Origin of the sequence: Glaciecola punicea ACAM 611, assembly GCF_000252165.1 — a bacterium.
Taxonomy (GTDB): domain Bacteria; phylum Pseudomonadota; class Gammaproteobacteria; order Enterobacterales; family Alteromonadaceae; genus Glaciecola; species Glaciecola punicea.
On record NZ_BAET01000018.1, the window covers coordinates 1 to 17,188 of the forward strand.

A 17,188-nucleotide genomic window follows, 5' to 3' on the forward strand; every position below is an offset into this window, starting at 1 on the left:
ACAATACGAAGTAAGCCAAGCGCTGCCCACGCATAAAATTTATTCCCTACCGCTGCCGCTTGTGCTTGATGACGAAGGGACGCGACTGCCCGCCTCCTATGCTAACTACCTGATTGTGAACCAGCACATTATTATGCCCATTTATGGCCAAAGTGAAGATAAAAACGCGCTAGTTATTATACAAAGTGCCCATCCGAACTATACAATAGTACCCGTACTGTGCCATAGTTTGGTGCAACAAAACGGCAGCCTGCACTGTGTTACAATGCAAGTACCCACCAACACCATAAAGCATGAAATTATTGCCAAGGCGCAATTAGGAGTGTCTATATTATGAGTGAATCACAGTCACTAAACACGCTTAAAATAGCCGTGGTTCAACAAAGCGTAAGCACTAATAACAAGCATGAAAACTGGGAAAAGTCTGCCAAGCAAGTGCGTAAACTCGCTGCCCAAGGGGCCCAGTGTATTTTACTGCAAGAGCTTCACTCTACCCTGTATTTTTGTCAAACAGAAGACGTTAATCAGTTCGACTTAGCAGAACCCATTCCCGGTGACGCAACCATATTTTTTGGTGCTTTGGCTAAAGAATGCAATGTAGTATTAGTGGCATCGCTGTTTGAAAAGCGCGCCACCGGTCTCTACCACAACACTGCAGTGGTATTTGATAGAAGCAGCGATATTGCTGGCATGTACCGCAAAATGCACATTCCTGATGATCCAGGCTTTTATGAAAAGTTTTATTTTACCCCAGGCGATCTTGGCTTTGAACCCATTCAAACCAGCGTAGGCAAACTAGGTGTATTAGTGTGCTGGGATCAGTGGTACCCAGAAGCCGCGCGTTTAATGGCTATGGCTGGCGCTGAGATTTTGTTTTACCCCACCGCCATTGGCTGGGATAAAAATGACACGCCTCAGGAACAGCAAAGACAACAAGACGCTTGGGAAACCATACAGCGCGCTCACGCGGTGGCCAATTCAGTGCCCGTTATTGTGGCTAATCGCACTGGTTTTGAATCTTCGCCCAATGAAGCCGATGCAGGCATTCAATTTTGGGGGCATAGTTTTATTGCAGGGCCACAGGGTGAAATTCTGGCCATGGCTGAAAACGACGTTGAACAAACCCTTATGGTTGAGTTAGACATGCAAAAATCAGAACATATTAAACGTATTTGGCCTTATTTTAGAGACAGGCGTATCGACGCGTATGAAGATTTGACCAAACGCTGGCGCAGCTGACATCCCCCAACATAATTACGCTCTAGTCGCCGCATTACATTCGCGATTATATTTTTTGGGAGGGATTGACGTTAACCATGCTCGCTCACATTTACCGCTTAATTTTCGACATAAACAAATAAATTTTATGATGATAGGTCAAATATACAAGCACTTTTTTTAAATTAAACAAGGGCTCAAAAGCGCCGTCTTTGATATCTAGCCCACCTGTATATTTGCCAAATGCAGGCATCAGCAATATATCGTCACCGCACACAAAACTTTTGCCTGTCACTTTGCGATTAGCCAGTCTATAGCTAGATTTTGGATGGTAGTGACCAATAATCTGCCCTTCAATCTTTGACGCTTCCTTGGATAAAAGTGGCTTCAGTGAGCTCTTTTTATTTATGGCATTAATGTCCTCTGGCTCATGCACGAGCAATAAATTCTGAATATGTAAAAACGGAGCTCGGTCGCCTAAAATTTCAGGCGGTATGTCGGGGTCATGATTGCCTAATACCCACGTCCATTTTGGCACTGACTTCACCAATGCATTAAGACTGACCAAATCGTCTGGTTGCATACGCGCTAAGGCATTACCGTCGTGCAAGCTATCGCCTAGGCACACAATATGACCACAGTCGTAGCGTGCCATTATAAGCTGCATTCGTTTTAATGTATCTTTGCTGTCAAAACGCGGCAGTGGATTGGCAAACTGCGTTAAAAAACTGCCTTTTTCTAAGTGTAAATCACTGAAAATAAGCAGATCTTGCTGCGGCCATATAAGCACACCACCAGCGTCTAACAACATACGATGGCCTGCAAATTTTATTGGAATAATCTGATGATTCATCAACAGGGCTTTAAGCGCGGTGAGCTCAATCATGTACCTTAATCTCCCTGTAACAAAGCACGAACGTCGTCTAACATTAGTTCGGCTTCTTGGTATAAACTTGCTTGCTCTAATAGCGCTTGGGTACCAGCGCCTGTAATCAATTCACTTCTTACACTAAGCACGATAGGAATGGCCATAGGCGAAGGTTTTTCAAGCGCATTGAATAAAAAAGAGTCGCAGTATCTGAATAACAACGCGCTTGTGCGCTCTATATCGAGGAGCTCACGCTGAGCATTGTCGCGCGTTACTTTCAGTAAAATATGATCGGGATCGTACTGCCGTAAAGTATCGTAAATTAAATCGGTAGAAAAAGTAACCTGACGCATAGTTTTCTTATTGCTGTGATACTGCTGCTCAATGAGACCGCTTATCACCGCGACTTGGCGAAAACTACGCTTTAGCATACTGGCTTCTAACATCCAGTCTTCTAATTCATCGCCTAAAATGTCGGGGGTAAATAACTCTGTTATGTGCCCTTTCTCAATTTGAATGACCGACGATATTGACAGCCCATAGTCGGTAATTGAAAAACTTAAAGGTTTAAATCCGCGATTCTCCATGCGCCGCGTAATTAACATACCCAGTGTCTGATTGGCTTTACGTCCTTCAAAAGTATAAAACAAAGTGGTAAATGCGCCTCTAAAAGGAAACTGTTCAATCAGTAACTTTTCCATACTTGGAAGCGCGCTAAATGACTGCTGCAGATGCAGCCAGTCGCGGACTAATTTAGGCAGCTCTTGCCATGACTCAGGCACATTAATAAGCTTGCGAACCGCGTCGGCTAAGTAAGTAGACAAAGGCATTTGACCACCTTGAAAACTCGGTATTTTAGGCTCCTTGGCTTTACCCGGTCTAGCTTCTACTATCATGTCGCGAATACCTTCAAACACCAGTATTTCACCAGCAAAATAAAAGCTGTCTCCTTTGCAAAGCTGCTGCGCAAAGTACTCTTCAACTTCGCCAACAATTTTACCTTGATGCGATCGTCTTAATCTTTTTACTTTCAGTCGGCCTGCTTCAACAATGGTGCCTATATTTTGTCTATGGCGCATGATCACGCGCTTATTGGCGGGTGAATATAGACCCTTATCTTGTACTAGTCTGAAGTATCGCTCGTAGGCCTGCAGGGCGTAGCCGCCGTCTTGGGTAAAAGAAAAAAGTTGTTTGAAAGTATCCAAATCAAGGCCCGAATAGGAGCTTGCATTAAGTACTTGCTGATAAATACTGTGCATGTCGCTAGGCTCACTGCACACGCAGTTCATAATAAACTGCGGAATAATATCAAGCGCGCCGGGCATTGGCGGTTCGCCATCAAGCTCACCTTTTTTAATGGCTTTTATAGCCGCCAAACACTCCAGAGATTCAAACCTGTTTGCGGGAACCAAGTAAGCTTTAGAAGGCTCATCCATGCGGTGATTTGCACGCCCAATTCGCTGCATTAGGCGACTCACGCCTTTAGGCGCGCCGACTTGAATAACTAAATCAACGTCGCCCCAGTCAATGCCAAGCTCTAAAGCAGAGGTTGTAACCACCGCGCGCAGTTTACCCGCGGCCATCATTTTTTCTGTTTTTTGCCTTTGTTCTTTGCTTAAGCTTCCGTGATAAATAGCAATGGCTAAACCTTCACTATTTTCCTCCCAAAGCGCTTGAAAAATAAGTTCAGCTTGGGCGCGGGTGTTGACAAATACAAGGCTGGTGCCTGCTTTGCTAATAGCCGCTAAAATTTCTTTCTTGGCGTATTTCGCCATGTAGCCACCAAACGGAATATATTCTTTGTTGGTCAGCATTTTTAAACGAGGTTTCACACGCGATTTAGCGAGGATAATACCGGTAGGCTGGCCCGTTACCCCAAGCCAGGCGGCGAGTGAATCAGGGTGGGCAACAGTTGCCGACAGGCCCACGCGTATAAAATGCGGATTCAGCCAATACAGGCGCGCTAAGGCAAGCGAGGTAAAGTCCCCTCGCTTAGAATTGGCAAAAGAATGTGTTTCATCCACAATGACACATTTTAAATTTGCAAAAATTCGCGCCGCGTCAGTGTACGACAGCATAAGCATTAAAGATTCGGGCGTGGTAAGCAGTATATTCGGCGGTAACTTGCGCTGTTTTTGACGCTGATAACTAGTCGTATCGCCCGTTCTAGAGGCAACCGTCATGCCTAGTGCCATTTCACTAATTGGCATTTCAAGATTACGATTTATGTCGTAGGTTAAGGCTTTAAGCGGCGATATATATAAAGTATGCAGGCCAATTGCTTTGTTAGACTTACCTTTTTCAAGCAGTTTGTGAATATCAATTAAACTGGGCAAGAATCCAGACAAGGTTTTACCTGCGCCCGTAGGCGCAATCAATAAGGTTGACTGCTGATTGACAAAAGCGCTGACCATTTTTTGCTGATATGGCCTAATCTTCCAATGGCGAGCGGCAAACCACGCTTTAAAAACACTCGGGATGAACGCGCGTTTTACTACCACAGGTGTGTCTGTTATTAGCAAGTCGTGTATTTCCTTTATCATAATCACAAAATCTCGTAATCAATACTACCGCGCGACTCACTAGGTTTACTAATTATTGAGATTTCTGAACCCGTTATTTCATAAAAAATTTGTAAACAATTATTTTACTATTTGTAAAATTTACTATGTGAAATTTCCTTTGTAAAATTTTTATGAAAATTAGGCTATGCTTTGTAAATGGAGATAGCAAAGGCTGCCGACATTAGTCTCTTAGCTTGTAGATTTGCTAAGTTTTATCTTTAACTTGCACGTCTTATTTTAATAACAAGCTATAAACGTTAAGCATTACACAAGACATTCTGGAGAGTACATCATGAATATGCCAATCGCTGAAATTAATCGCCGCCAAGAACAAACCCAAGCGTTTGCAGCATTGCAAGTTATGCCTGTAGCAAATATAACTGAGCAGTCAGATGCTAGCAGACTCGATACTTACCTTAGCCCTAGCGAAATGCTCGACCATCGTTTTGCCCTACAAAATGGCTCTCATAAAGACGTCAAACAGTATCTTGTTTACTTTAACCATTTAATGGCATTTTTTGTAGATGGTTCTCATTGCGGCCTCAAACAAGCAAGTCAGTTTGTTGCATACGCAGGGCAAAAAGAATTACCAGAGTCGATTGTGCTCAAAGAAAATAACGTGCATATTGAAGTTATTCTCAACACTGCGAAAGGCGCTGAAGATATAAAAATAGAGCTTGTGTCACAAGATACTTTCACCGCACCTTCAGGCGAAGATTACGTTGTTGAATAAAGCTAATATCAACATTACAAGAGCACTCTCCTTATTCTATAACTGCTTAAGGGCATGCATCACGTCATAGATAAGGTCGTCTGCTCTTTCGCAGCCTACGCTGAATCGAACAACACCTGGTGCAATATTATCGGTTCCCCAACGCGCGCGTCTTTCTGCGGTGCTGTGCACGCCACCAAAACTAGTTGCCTCATATACAAGGCTGCATGCTTTAAGAAATGCGTCTGCTTTACACTTACTATCAAGCTCAAAACTAATAATAAAACCAAACAGTTGCTGCTGTGTTTTAGCAATATTATACGATGGGTCCTTAGGCAAACCCGGATAACGCACGCTCTTCACTTTAGGGTGTTCATATAATGCTTGGGCCAGCAGCATTGCCGTGTCGCACATACGCTGCAAGCGAACGTCTAACGTTGATAAACTGCGGTGCACCAGCCAAGTTTCCATAGGACCTGGAATATTACCCGAAAATTTACGCCACTGTCTTATTTTGTCGCTTAAAGCTTGGCTGGTGCATGCTACATGCCCAAATACAACATCGCTGTGACCGTTTACCGCTTTGGTGTCTGCGCTCATGGAAATATCGGCGCCTAAGGCTAGTGGCTGCTGGCCTAAAAACGTAAGAGTAGTGTTGTCTATTGCCAAAAGGCCACCGCTTTTATGAATTTTCGCGGCAACACCTTGAATGTCAAAAGTGTCAAGCATGGGATTACTGGGCGTTTCTAACAGCGCTAGGTCAATACCGCTAAAATCGAAATTATCAATCTCTTGAGTGGGAATGGTTTTCAGTTTTACACCAAACTTAACTAAGTATTGTTCGGTGTAAAAACGCACAGGCGCATAACCATCACTTGGCAGTAAAATAGTATCGCCGGGCTTAAGCAAACTAGTCAAAATGCCCGCAGCTGCTGACATTCCTGATGGAAACACGATGGTATCGCCGCCTTCTAACTGTGCTAAACCTTGTTCAAGGCTAGTCCACGTTGGTTGCCCAAAGCGACCGTATTGATAGGCATTCGGATCTACATCGCCAGACAAGTGAAATGTACTGGCAAATTCAGGCCCGTGGCGAAAGGCACGTCCATTTTCAGGCAACGGCGCACCTGCATTTATGCTTAAAGAGGCTAATGAAGGTTTGCGGGGCATAGCGGTGTGACACCTTATAAGTTTATATAACGTAGATAATAATTATACTTTACCAGTGAGTAAACAAATTAAGGCCTTAGTGCGTAAAAACTATTAATTATTGCGTCATTGGTAGTGTAAAATGCACCCAGAAAACTGGATTAAAACAGACGAAAAAGGTTTATATTGTAGAGCCTTAAACGCCTACATAGATCCTATGCAACCGGTTGAACATGCCATTATTACGCATGCCCATGCTGATCACGCGCGTGCAGGCCATACTCATGTGTATGCAACCGCCGCCACACTGGATATTATGCGTGTACGCTACGGCGAAGATCATGCACAAAATACACATGCCTTAGCATACGAAGAAACCATAAACCTGCATGCAGGGCAATTAACGCTCTATCCAGCCGGGCATATTTTAGGCTCAGCCCAAGTACTCATTGAATACAAAGGACAACGCTTAGTGCATACAGGTGATTTTAAGCGCCAAAGCGACCCTACCTGTGCACCTTTTGTGCCGGTTCCCTGCGACGTATTTGTGACTGAGGCAACCTTTGGCTTGCCCGTATTTCAACATCCATCAATTGAAGATGAAACCCAAAAGCTGCTGGCGTCTTTAGTGCGCTTGCCCGAATCATGTCATGTAGTGGGCGTATATGCCTTAGGAAAATGCCAGCGCTTACTCATTGCTTTGCGTCAGTTGGGTTATCACAAACCAGTTTATATTCATGGCGCGTTAGTTAATTTGTGCGCGCTTTATGAGGAACACGGCATACCCCTTGGCGAGCTAATTGAAGTGGCTAGCCTAACTGACTTATCAATCTTAAAAGGACAAATAGTGCTAGCACCGCCCTCGGCCTTAAGTGACAGATGGTCACGCAAGTTGCCCAATGTAATGACTGCGATGGCCTCTGGCTGGATGCAAATACGCGCCAGAAGTAAACAAAAGCGCGCGGAGCTTCCACTGATTATTTCAGACCATAGCGACTGGCAAGATTTGATTACTACCATCAAGCAGGTGAACCCCAAAGAAGTATGGGTAACTCATGGCCGCGAGCAGGCTTTGGTGCATCAGGCTAAGCAAATGGGATATAAAGCTAAAGCTTTGAATTTGGTCGGCTACGGTGACGGCGATGAAGATATTAACAGCGAAGCGCCAAGCGCTAAACTTAGCAAATCTGAAAGCAAACAAAAAACTCAGCGCGTATGAAAGCTTTTGCAGACTTAGTCAACAACCTCTACTTCTTAAACAGTAACAATGCAAAATCAGAGTTATTGCTAGAATATTTAGCCACAGCCCCAAGCCCAGACCGAGGCTGGGCAATAGGCGCCATAGCAGGTACTTTACACTTTGAGTTTTTTAAACGCAAAACCGTAAAAGATATTATAGTAGAGCGGGTCGACCCAGCACTTTTTGCATTAAGCTACGATTATGTAGGCGAGATGAGCGAAACTGTCGCACATTTATGGTCAACCACCGCTGATGCCGAGGCCTTCGCAAAGCAAACAGCCTTAGGGGTACCTAGTTTGGATGAAGTAGTGACGCAATTCACACACTTACCCAAACCGTCTATAAAACCTTACCTTGTGAGCTTGCTCGATATAATGACGCCCACGCAGCGCTGGGCATTATTAAAACTAGGCACGCGGGGTTTGCGCATCGGCGTGTCGGCGCGCTTCATGAAAAAAATATTGGCGCAACACGGGGCTAAACATAATCCCAGTATTACAGTGGAAGACGTAGAGCGAGTTTGGCACGGTGTACAACCGCCGTATAATGATTTACTGGCATGGCTTGAAGGCAAGGCCGACATGCCCGACATTAGCAACAAGCTTACCTTCCAACCCGTTATGCTAGCACACCCAATTGACGAAGCCGCGCTTGCCCGTATTAGCCACGAAGAATGGCAAGCTGAATGGAAGTTTGATGGTATTCGCGCCCAGCTTGTCAGTAATCACACCGGAACCGCCTTATTTAGCCGCACAGGAGATGACATATCGGCTAGCTTTCCCGATTTAGTGAGCAGCGTTGAAGCCGCTAAGCTTGAAGGCCGCTTTGACGGTGAGCTTGTTGCTTTATATCCATCGGTATCTTCTGCTCCCACTGGCGATGCACCGCAAAATTACGCGCACATTGCTAGCTTCAATCAACTTCAAAAGCGTTTAAACAAAAAAAAGCCAACGAAAGCGCTGATGCAGTCTATCCCTGTGGGTCTTATAATCTATGACGCACTTCAAATTAAGCATGAAGATTTACGAGAGCAAGCCTTGTCGATAAGATCGGCCAAAATCGCGAAGCTTTTTACTAAAGACCAAAAAATTGCAGGTGAAGAACGCGGGACTTGTCTAAATCTATTCCCTTCGGAGAAACTGCTATTTTCAAATCCAGACGATTTAACCGCCCTAAAAGTGCGTGCTAGCGCGCTGTCTAACGGCTATATCGAAGGTATTATGATTAAGCGTAAAGACACCGCTTATGTTGCCGGTAGGCCAAAAGGTCAATGGTACAAATTAAAGCGCGACCCGAAAGTGATAGATGCCGTGATCATGTATGCCCAGCGCGGCCACGGCAAGCGTTCTAGCTTTTATTCTGACTTTACCTTCGGCTGCTGGCAAGATGATGTACTGTTGCCTATTGGTAAAGCGTATTCAGGCTTTACCGATGAAGAACTTAAGAAGCTTGATACGTGGGTAAGACGCAATACCTTGGCCCGGTTTGGGCCGGTGAAAGAGGTAAAAAAAGAACTTGTTTTTGAAGTTGCGTTTGATGCAGTTGCGCCATCGAACCGCCATAAATCTAAAGTGGCGCTTCGATTTCCAAGGATCCATAGGATAAGATGGGATAAATCTGCTGCTGAGGCAGATCAGCTATCCACGTTGATTGATATGATTGAATAAGGCTTCACCCGTGCCTAGTTTGCAGGTTGACAGGGCCACACTCCAAAAACCTTCACCCCTTTCGTGAGCCTAAGCCAAGGAAGTGAACAGCGTCAGTAAATCACGCTCTTGCAGATGGCCGTTCATTCATTTTATCGTACCATCGGGTAAGATTAACTTGGCTGTCGCCTATACGGATGTCGACTACTTTGCCAAAGTCTATAGCACAAAACGCGGTAATATCGGCGATACTAAAGCTTGTCCCAGCCATAAATTCGTTGTCAACAAGCCTTTTTTCAAGCACATTCAAATATTTACTCGCACTAATACCCGACACTTTGCCAAATTCTGCTATTGGCGTCATGCGATCTTTAAAGTAGCCCGAGGTATGTTGAAAACACATGCCAATTTGGTTAAACAAGCAAAGTTCTATTTGCCGCTGCCACATAGCAATAGTGGCCTTTTCAAGCGGCGTTGTGCCCATGAGAGGATTTTGCGGATGCAGTGCTTCAAAGTACAGACAAATTGCGTCACTTTCGCCTATGCAGGTACCGTCGTCTAATTCGAGCACGGGTATTTTACCGATAGGGTTTTTGGTGCGCATTTCTGGCGACATGTTTTCGCCTTTAGCTAAGTCTACTTGGACGTATTCCATTTCTATGCCCTTTTCGGCTAAAAAAATTCTGACTCGGCGAGGAGTGGGTGCGGTTTTAGTATCATAAATTTTCATGTAATCACCTTTATTCTTATTTTACCTTAGCCTACAGGTTTCTATTCATACATGCCAAGTGGCTTACTTTATATACCTTCATTATATGTACTTATGCCTTGATGAACTTACTTTTAAAATACACAGTCACTAATCTCGAATACTGCCAAGCTTTTCATAAATTTGCACGTAATTCACTGCCACACTTTTGCTCAAACGCCAGCGTTTGGTAAACAAACTATAAGACATGCCTATTTCAGCGATCAGTTTTAGTCTTGATACTGAGCCCATACTGTTGAGCTCAAAAGGCGTTACAAAGAAATGCCAAGTGTGGGTACCTCTTGGCAAATAACGCATAATATATTCAGCCCCAACAATACCCACTACAAAAGATTTAATGGTGCGATTAAGCGTTGCCATTATAACGCAGCCACCAGCCTTGCAAAGTTTGCTACAGTGCGACACTAATTCTTTTTGATTAGGCACATGCTCTATAACTTCAGCGTTTATCACCACATCAAAAGGGCTTTCATTACTTTCAATAAAATTTTGCGTATGTTCATGAATGTAATTGATCTTAAGTTTAGACATTAAGGCATGGCGCTTTGCCACTTCAATGCTCATTTCGCTCACATCTAGACCTGTAACCTCTGCGCCAGCTTGTGCAAGCGGCTCGCATACTAAGCCTCCGCCGCAGCCAACGTCTAAAATTCGTAAACCTTTTAAAGGTTTCTCAGCGTTTATGTCTAGCTTGTAAAAGTCACATATTTGCGCAATAAAGTATTCAACCCGCGCCCGGTTAAACTCTAAAGCGGTTTTGTACTTGCCATTTGGATCCCACCAATTTTCGGCTAGCGCATCGAACTTTGCAATCTCCTGCGAACTAAAGTTTAAGGCAATATCTTCCCCAGATGCCGCACCTTTTTTTAATGGCGTAAGTTTACTTTTATCTAACATTGTTAATTCACTAATCTCAATTTAATTATGGATAAGAATAAGTACTTGTTAATTCATTAAACATCAGTACCATTATGATGCACAATAATAATATTGTTATGCTAGCGATAGTCTCACTATAAGGAATAATATGGCCAATCAATATAATGTATTAGGTACTCGTCTGCAGTTGTGCTGTAGTAACACCGGCTTCACCCGTGAAGGTTTCTGCTATGTACCTGAATCTGACGCCGGCAACCATAGTGTTTGCGCCATCATGACCGACGAATTTTTGCGATTTTCCAAATCTCAAGGCAACGACTTAATAACACCTAATCCTGGATACGAATTTCCTGGTTTAAAAGCCGGTGACAAATGGTGCCTTTGCGCTATTCGCTGGTATCACGCTTCCTCGGCGAAAGTGGCACCCCCGGTTGTGCTTGAGGCGACCAATAAAAAAGCCTTGGAAGTAGTTTCTTTAGACACCCTAAAACAACACGAATATAAGGCCTAAGCTAGACATCCTGCTTATCGTGCTCTTTTTGCCAAGCGTCTAACTCACGTTTGGCCAGCGCGTCTATCTGTACTTTATTTTGCGACACCCACCATGTTTCCATTATTCTGACGTTTTTTTGGTTAGCTTTAAAGAACATATCGACTATGTCACCCAATATTGGTACAAAACCCAAGCCGTAATCGAAGATCGCATTGCGTATCATTTTGTACTTCAGCGGATTAGGTAGGCCCATTTTATGGCCTAAATGCACAATTCTCATGGAAGCTGCCAACATAACTGTATCACCAACAACAGGAATGAGACCAACCAAAAAATCGAGACCTACTCTAAATTTAATAAACGGCAGCTTAACCGCAGTATCAAGCAAATTGCCTAAGGACTGTGCTTTCAATAACTCAGAGGGCGCCTTGAAGTTCTCATCAATTTCTACACCCTGTGATATATTAGCCAGCCCTTCTTTTTCATTCATCTTTCAGCGCCCAATTGTTTTGCACGCAGGCCTCTTTGCTCAAACTCGTCTTCAACATGCTGTGGCTGCCATCCCTGCATATTGTTTTGTAGAAGTTCAAACAGCATATCAAGGTGAGCGTCGTCGCTGTTTAAAGAAGCAATATATTCGTAGCGCTCACCACCATTTTCTTCAAAATACTCGCGGTTTTCCTCACCAATCTCTTCTATCGTTTCTAGGCAGTCGGACGAAAAGCCTGGACATATTACCTGCAACGACTTTACCCCTTGGCTCGGTAAAGCTTTCATAGTGTCGTCGGTGTAAGGCTTTAGCCATTCATCAATACCCACTCTTGATTGAAAACTTGTCATGTATTCGTCAGGGCCTAAACCTAGCAAGTCTGTTACCAAGCGCGTCGTTTTGTAGCATTGACAGTGATAAGGGTCACCTTTTAATAGGTATTTTTTGGGAATGCCATGATATGAAAAAAGTAACTTGTCTGCCCTGCCGTGCTTATCCCAGTGCGCCTTTATAGTGTCAGCTATGCATTTAATATAACCAGGGTTATCCACATATTGACTGATAAAGCGAAAGTCAGGTAACCATCGGCGCTTGAGAAAATCGTTTGCAATAGCGTCAAAGGTTGACCCGGTGGTTGAAGCGCAATACTGAGGATATAATGGTAAAACAACGATTTTACGTGCGCCCGCATTAAGCAATGAGTCAATAGCGCTATCGATACTAGGTTGACCGTAGCGCATGGCATAATCGACTATGACCTTGTCACCCCATGTTTCGGCAAAACGGGTAGCTAGGCCCTTGGCCTGATTTTTAGTGTGCACTAGCAAAGGCGAGCCTTCATCACTCCACACCGTTTTGTAGGCCGCCGCAGAACGCTTTGGTCTTGTGTTTAAAATTATGCCGTTTAATATAAACCACCAAATCGCTTTGGGTAGTTCTACCACCCGAGTATCTGACAAAAATTGTTTAAGATAAGGTTTTACGGCTTGCTTCGTTGGCGCCTGAGGCGTGCCCAAGTTAGTAATAAGTACACCAATTTTGTCAGCTTGATTGTGCGTGAAGCCAGTCTGAGACTTATATTTCATAGTTCAACTTTTTGTTTTATTTAAGATATTAATTTAGGTACGCAGGCTAAGCGGATTTAGACTGATTGAATTACCGGCAATGCTTCACAAAGCTGTGATAAAGCATTGCCGGTATAAAAACAATTTAATACACCGCTTAGGGCTTATAGAATGTAGGTGCACCTGGTCCTACCGGTAAGGCAAACACAAATACCCATAGATAGAATAAAATTATCCAACCAACGGTGAATATCATAGTGTACGGCAGCATTGTTGCAATTAAGGTCCCAATACCTAAATCCTTTTTATATTTCACGCCAATAGCGAGTATTAAGCCAAAGTAGCTCATCATAGGGGTAATAATATTAGTCACCGAGTCTCCTATTCTGTAGGCCGCTTGAATTACCTCTGGTGAGTAACCAACTAGCATCAGCATAGGCACAAAAATTGGTGCAGTTATTGCCCATTGCGCCGAAGCACTGCCAAGTGATAAGTTAACCAAACCACACATTAAAATAAAGAGTACGAATACCTCAGGTCCATCAAACCCTGTGGCTTGTAAAAAAGCGGCACCTTTTACTGCTAATACTGTGCCTAAATTAGTCCATTTAAAGAAAGCCACGAACTGAGCTGCAAAAAACACTAGCACTATGTACAAGCCCATTGAACTCATTGACTTAGACATCGCCTCTATTACATCTCGATCGTTTTTCATACTGCCCGTTATCTTGCCATACACAAAACCAGGTATTGCAAATGTGACAAATATATAAACAACAATACCTTTTAAAAATGGAGAACCTGCCACCAGACCGGTCTGAGGGTTACGCAGCACGCCATCCGCAGGCACCACGGTTAGCGCTAAAAGACCTAATAAGGCCACAAATGTGACGCCGGCCCATTTCATGCCCTTTATTTCTAAGGCGGTTACTTTACCTATTTCTTGCTTGGCTAAATCGATTGTTGCTTCGCTAGGATCGTATTTACCTAAGCGCGGCTCTACTATTTTTTCAGTAACGAATGCGCCAAGGCCCGCAATTAAGAAGGTTGATACAATCATGAAATACCAATTCACTTCTGCGCTCACCAAGTATTCAGGATCGAGAATTTGAGCAGCGCTCTGAGTAAAACCCGCAAGCAGTGGATCTACCGTACCAATGAATAAGTTAGCACTATAACCTGCCGATACGCCGGCAAAGGCGGCCGCTAAGCCTGCAATAGGATGGCGACCTAATGAATGAAAGATCATAGCAGCGAGCGGGATCATAACCACATAACCAAGCTCAGATGCAGTATTAGAAATTATCCCCGCAAAGACGATAACCAGCGTTACCATGCGCGGCGATGCGTTCATTACCATTGAACGCATAATAGTGCTTAATAAACCTGAATGCTCCGCTAACGACACCCCAAGAAGCGCCACAAGGACTGTTCCTAGAGGTGCAAAGCCGGTGAAGTTAGTCACCAGGCCCGTTACAATTTGGCGCAGACCGTCGGCATTTAATAAAGAAATGACCTCTATTATACCATCGGCTTCACGACCACTTGCGCCTACTGGACGAGGATCCATTACGCTGACATCAAAGTAGCCAAGAATACCGCTGAGTATCACAATAAAGACGGCTAACGAAGCAAACAAGGTAATGGGATGCGGAAGCAAGTTGCCTAGCCATTCTACGCTCGCTAGAAAACGAGAAAACCAGCCGTTTGCATTGTGCGTGTCTGCGCTATTAGGTGTATTTTTATTTGCATTGTTACTCGACAAAACAACCTCTTTTATAATTTTTATGGTAAACGATTATATCTAAACTAATCCACGTTAGATTTTTCAACATTTGTTTGCTACTAAACGGCTAAAGAATAACAAAAATAATTGTTTATTTCATTGCTTAATCTGCCTGCAAAGCCAATACAATTTAATACTCAAACAATTCACAGCAGTACAAAAAAAAATCCCACAGATTTTTAATTCTGTGGGATTTTTATCAATCCTCTTGACCTGCTGTTACGGTAGTAACACTCTTTATGGCTTACCTGAACTGTCGTTCAAGAATCGAAAGAAGTCACTGTTAGGCTCTATGACAAGCACGTCTTGCTTGCTGTTAAAGCTGTTACGATAAGCGTCCATGCTGCGCAAAAATGCGTAAAACTCTGGATTTTTATTATAGGTTTGTGCATATATATTAGCTGCTTGGGCATCACCTTCGCCACGAAGCTGTCGAGCATTACGCTGGGCATCAGCCAACATTACTTCAACTCGCGCATCTATATTCGCTTTTATAATTTCGCCCTGCTCTTTACCTTGTGAACGATATTCTCTAGCCGCCGCTGCACGCTCGGCGCGCATACGGTTGAAGATTGAAATACTGATTTCTTCAGGTAAATTTATTTTCTTTACCCTAACGTCAACAATTTTAATGCCTAACTCGTCAGAGCCTTCAGAAGCCTGTGACATAGCTGAATTCATTAATTCAGTACGTTCACCTGATACAATTTGCTGGATTGTACGGGTACCAAACTCTGCACGCAGGCCGTTATTAACTCGCTGTTTAAGCAGCGCCTCAGCTTGCACTCTGTTGCCGCCTGTAGAAAGGAAGTACGTAGCAAAATCTTCGATTCTCCATTTAACATACGAATCAACTATTAAGTCTTCTTTTTCACTCGTCACAAAGCGATCAGAGCCTTCATCAAGCGTCTGTATTCTGGCGTCAAGCGTTCTTACTTTGTCAAACACAGGGATTTTAAAATGTAAGCCTGGTTCACGCACTGCGGTAGTACCATCAGCTTCTTGCTGAACTTTACCAAAGGTTATCACTATTGCACGAGTACCTTCTTTAACTACAAATACTGAACTATAGCCAATAAGAAGTGCTAAAATTACTATAATTATGGATAAGTTTTTTACCATTTAATCTCTCCCCGAACGGTTGTTTATGCGACCGGTGTTAAGCATGGGGTCAGGGAGCTGATTATCAGAATCTGCCCCTTGATTACGCAAACCTTCCAATGTGCCCATCGTGCCTGTTGCTGGCGCTTGGCCTTGTCTCTCCATTATCTTATCGAGGGGCAAGAACATCATATTGCCACCGCCTTCGGTGTCTATCATTATTTTTGTAACGTTTGAATAAACACTCTCGAGCGTCTCTAAATAAAGCCGTTGGCGGGTCACCACCGGTGCAGCTTCATACTGTGGCAACAATTCCTCAAAGCGGGCAACTTCACCTTGGGATTCTAGTATCGCCCTTTCTTTGTAAGCTTGAGCTTCTTCGTTTAATCTGTTCACCGAGGCACGAGCACGTGGTTCGATTTCACGCGCATAGGCCTCGGCCTCACGAATAAAACGCTCTTCATCTTCTTGCGCTGCTATGGCGTCGTCAAAGGCTGCACGAACCTCATTTGGTGGACGCGCGTTAGTAAAGTTGAGGTCAACAATCGCAACACCCATCTGGTAAGGATCAATAATACCCTGAAGTTCTTCAAACACACGTTGGCGAGCAACTTCCTTACCAGCCGTTAACAACTCATCCATTCTAGAATGACCCACCACATAGCGAATTGCACTATCAAAAGCTTGAGACAAGCTCGTTTGTGGATTTTGCACAGCAAACAACCACTGTTTGGGATCAACCACTCTATACTGCACTTCCATGTCCACAGTAACAACGTTTTCGTCTTCTGTTAGCATAGAGCCCGACGAACCCAAAGATAGGATTTCTTGAATGTTGACTGGGATTACATCGTCAATGAAGCGAAAGCGCCACTGCAAGCCTGGTGAAGCCAAAGAATGAAATTCACCGAAGCGAAGTACTACACCACGCTCTGCTTCTTTAATAGTGTATATTCCGCTTAATGCATAAATCAACAGAGCAACTACTGCTATCAAGCCAATACTCTTTCCGCCTAAGCTAGGCCCTGTTGATGTTCCTCCGCCATCGCCATTACCCCCGCCTTTTCCGAATTTACCGAACAGGTTTTTAAGTACATCATCTATATCTGGTGGACCTTGCTCTTTGCCACCGCTTTTTTTCCAAGGGTCGTTTTTATTACCACCCGGCTCATTCCAAGCCATACATTCACTCCGAAGTTAAAATTTACA

At 43.8% G+C, this 17,188-nt stretch carries 16 protein-coding genes; 6 read left to right on the top strand and 10 right to left on the bottom strand.

Annotated features, from left to right (window positions below; translation table 11 throughout):
• The coding region (locus tag GPUN_RS07945) for an agmatine deiminase family protein (RefSeq protein WP_040520688.1) at positions 1 to 337 on the top strand (337 nt) is incomplete at its 5' end.
• Positions 334 to 1,239 carry a carbon-nitrogen hydrolase gene (locus tag GPUN_RS07950; RefSeq protein ID WP_006005364.1) on the top strand — a complete coding sequence of 302 codons (906 nt, stop codon included), beginning with the start codon at positions 334 to 336 and terminating at the stop codon, positions 1,237 to 1,239. The genes GPUN_RS07945 and GPUN_RS07950, both read left to right, overlap by 4 nt.
• 91 nt (positions 1,240 to 1,330) lie before the next feature.
• Here GPUN_RS07950 and pdeM read toward each other — a convergent pair whose 3' ends face one another.
• Positions 1,331 to 2,104 (bottom strand): ligase-associated DNA damage response endonuclease PdeM, encoded by a 774-nt coding sequence (gene pdeM / locus GPUN_RS07955; protein WP_006005366.1) that lies wholly within the window; start codon positions 2,102 to 2,104, stop codon positions 1,331 to 1,333.
• Positions 2,105 to 2,109: 5 nt separating this feature from the next.
• The gene (locus tag GPUN_RS07960) at positions 2,110 to 4,608 is read right to left on the bottom strand and encodes a ligase-associated DNA damage response DEXH box helicase (protein ID WP_006005368.1); all 2,499 of its coding nucleotides are present in this window, start codon (positions 4,606 to 4,608) and stop codon (positions 2,110 to 2,112) included.
• A 334-nt stretch (positions 4,609 to 4,942) separates the two neighbouring features.
• Between GPUN_RS07960 and GPUN_RS07965 the strand changes: the two genes are divergently transcribed.
• Positions 4,943 to 5,383, top strand: coding sequence for an aldolase/citrate lyase/malate synthase family protein (locus GPUN_RS07965; protein WP_006005370.1), 441 nt, complete (start codon positions 4,943 to 4,945; stop codon positions 5,381 to 5,383).
• A 36-nt stretch (positions 5,384 to 5,419) separates the two neighbouring features.
• Here the strand turns inward: GPUN_RS07965 and GPUN_RS07970 are convergent, their stop codons facing one another.
• Entirely contained in the window at positions 5,420 to 6,532 is a 1,113-nt protein-coding gene (locus GPUN_RS07970; RefSeq protein ID WP_006005372.1) for a cystathionine gamma-lyase, read from the bottom strand.
• Between the two features lie 121 nt (positions 6,533 to 6,653).
• Here GPUN_RS07970 and GPUN_RS07975 point away from each other — a divergent pair, with 121 nt between their 5' ends.
• Together GPUN_RS07975 and GPUN_RS07980 are read left to right on the top strand one after the other, a co-directional pair.
• Positions 6,654 to 7,730, top strand: a complete 1,077-nt coding sequence (locus GPUN_RS07975; protein WP_006005374.1) for a ligase-associated DNA damage response exonuclease — start codon at positions 6,654 to 6,656, stop codon at positions 7,728 to 7,730.
• Positions 7,727 to 9,418 (top strand): cisplatin damage response ATP-dependent DNA ligase, encoded by a 1,692-nt coding sequence (locus GPUN_RS07980; RefSeq protein WP_006005376.1) that lies wholly within the window; start codon positions 7,727 to 7,729, stop codon positions 9,416 to 9,418. Before GPUN_RS07975 ends, GPUN_RS07980 begins: the two co-directional genes overlap by 4 nt.
• Before the next feature lie 100 nt (positions 9,419 to 9,518).
• On the opposite strand, the gene GPUN_RS07985 is transcribed toward GPUN_RS07980, so the two are convergent.
• Positions 9,519 to 10,127 carry a glutathione S-transferase family protein gene (locus GPUN_RS07985; protein ID WP_006005378.1) on the bottom strand — a complete coding sequence of 203 codons (609 nt, stop codon included), beginning with the start codon at positions 10,125 to 10,127 and terminating at the stop codon, positions 9,519 to 9,521.
• Between the two features lie 129 nt (positions 10,128 to 10,256).
• Positions 10,257 to 11,063: a bifunctional 2-polyprenyl-6-hydroxyphenol methylase/3-demethylubiquinol 3-O-methyltransferase UbiG gene (gene ubiG, locus GPUN_RS07990; protein WP_006005381.1), complete on the bottom strand. Its 807-nt coding sequence runs from the start codon at positions 11,061 to 11,063 to the stop codon at positions 10,257 to 10,259.
• A 130-nt stretch (positions 11,064 to 11,193) separates the two neighbouring features.
• On the opposite strand from ubiG, the gene GPUN_RS07995 reads away from it, so the two are divergent.
• Positions 11,194 to 11,556 (top strand): DUF2237 family protein, encoded by a 363-nt coding sequence (locus tag GPUN_RS07995; protein ID WP_006005383.1) that lies wholly within the window; start codon positions 11,194 to 11,196, stop codon positions 11,554 to 11,556.
• A 1-nt stretch (position 11,557) separates the two neighbouring features.
• Here the strand turns inward: GPUN_RS07995 and GPUN_RS08000 are convergent, their stop codons facing one another.
• From GPUN_RS08000 to hflK, 5 genes are all read right to left on the bottom strand, one after another.
• Positions 11,558 to 12,028 (bottom strand): DUF4112 domain-containing protein, encoded by a 471-nt coding sequence (locus tag GPUN_RS08000; protein ID WP_006005385.1) that lies wholly within the window; start codon positions 12,026 to 12,028, stop codon positions 11,558 to 11,560.
• Positions 12,025 to 13,113, bottom strand: a complete 1,089-nt coding sequence (hemH, locus tag GPUN_RS08005) for a ferrochelatase (protein WP_006005387.1) — start codon at positions 13,111 to 13,113, stop codon at positions 12,025 to 12,027. Before hemH ends, GPUN_RS08000 begins: the two co-directional genes overlap by 4 nt.
• A gap of 136 nt (positions 13,114 to 13,249) precedes the next feature.
• Complete coding sequence (locus tag GPUN_RS08010) at positions 13,250 to 14,857, bottom strand: AbgT family transporter (RefSeq protein ID WP_006005389.1); 1,608 nt, start codon at positions 14,855 to 14,857, stop codon at positions 13,250 to 13,252.
• Positions 14,858 to 15,115: 258 nt separating this feature from the next.
• Positions 15,116 to 16,000 (bottom strand): protease modulator HflC, encoded by an 885-nt coding sequence (hflC, locus tag GPUN_RS08015; RefSeq protein ID WP_006005391.1) that lies wholly within the window; start codon positions 15,998 to 16,000, stop codon positions 15,116 to 15,118.
• Positions 16,001 to 17,161, bottom strand: coding sequence for an FtsH protease activity modulator HflK (gene hflK, locus GPUN_RS08020; protein ID WP_006005393.1), 1,161 nt, complete (start codon positions 17,159 to 17,161; stop codon positions 16,001 to 16,003). It lies immediately after the preceding gene.
• Positions 17,162 to 17,188 lie beyond the last annotated feature (27 nt).

Bases quoted from the DNA above. Each gene is read 5' to 3' on its own strand.
- hflC (WP_006005391.1), bottom strand. From the start codon at position 16,000: ATGGTAAAAAACTTATCCATAATTATAGTAATTTTAGCACTTCTTATT.
- ubiG (WP_006005381.1), bottom strand. From the start codon at position 11,063: ATGTTAGATAAAAGTAAACTTACGCCATTAAAAAAAGGTGCGGCATCT.
- GPUN_RS07970 (WP_006005372.1), bottom strand. From the start codon at position 6,532: ATGCCCCGCAAACCTTCATTAGCCTCTTTAAGCATAAATGCAGGTGCG.
- GPUN_RS07950 (WP_006005364.1), top strand. From the start codon at position 334: ATGAGTGAATCACAGTCACTAAACACGCTTAAAATAGCCGTGGTTCAA.
- hflK (WP_006005393.1), bottom strand. From the start codon at position 17,161: ATGGCTTGGAATGAGCCGGGTGGTAATAAAAACGACCCTTGGAAAAAA.
- pdeM (WP_006005366.1), bottom strand. From the start codon at position 2,104: ATGATTGAGCTCACCGCGCTTAAAGCCCTGTTGATGAATCATCAGATT.
- GPUN_RS07995 (WP_006005383.1), top strand. From the start codon at position 11,194: ATGGCCAATCAATATAATGTATTAGGTACTCGTCTGCAGTTGTGCTGT.
- GPUN_RS08000 (WP_006005385.1), bottom strand. From the start codon at position 12,028: ATGAATGAAAAAGAAGGGCTGGCTAATATATCACAGGGTGTAGAAATT.
- GPUN_RS07975 (WP_006005374.1), top strand. From the start codon at position 6,654: ATGCACCCAGAAAACTGGATTAAAACAGACGAAAAAGGTTTATATTGT.
- hemH (WP_006005387.1), bottom strand. From the start codon at position 13,113: ATGAAATATAAGTCTCAGACTGGCTTCACGCACAATCAAGCTGACAAA.
- GPUN_RS07985 (WP_006005378.1), bottom strand. From the start codon at position 10,127: ATGAAAATTTATGATACTAAAACCGCACCCACTCCTCGCCGAGTCAGA.
- GPUN_RS07980 (WP_006005376.1), top strand. From the start codon at position 7,727: ATGAAAGCTTTTGCAGACTTAGTCAACAACCTCTACTTCTTAAACAGT.
- GPUN_RS07965 (WP_006005370.1), top strand. From the start codon at position 4,943: ATGAATATGCCAATCGCTGAAATTAATCGCCGCCAAGAACAAACCCAA.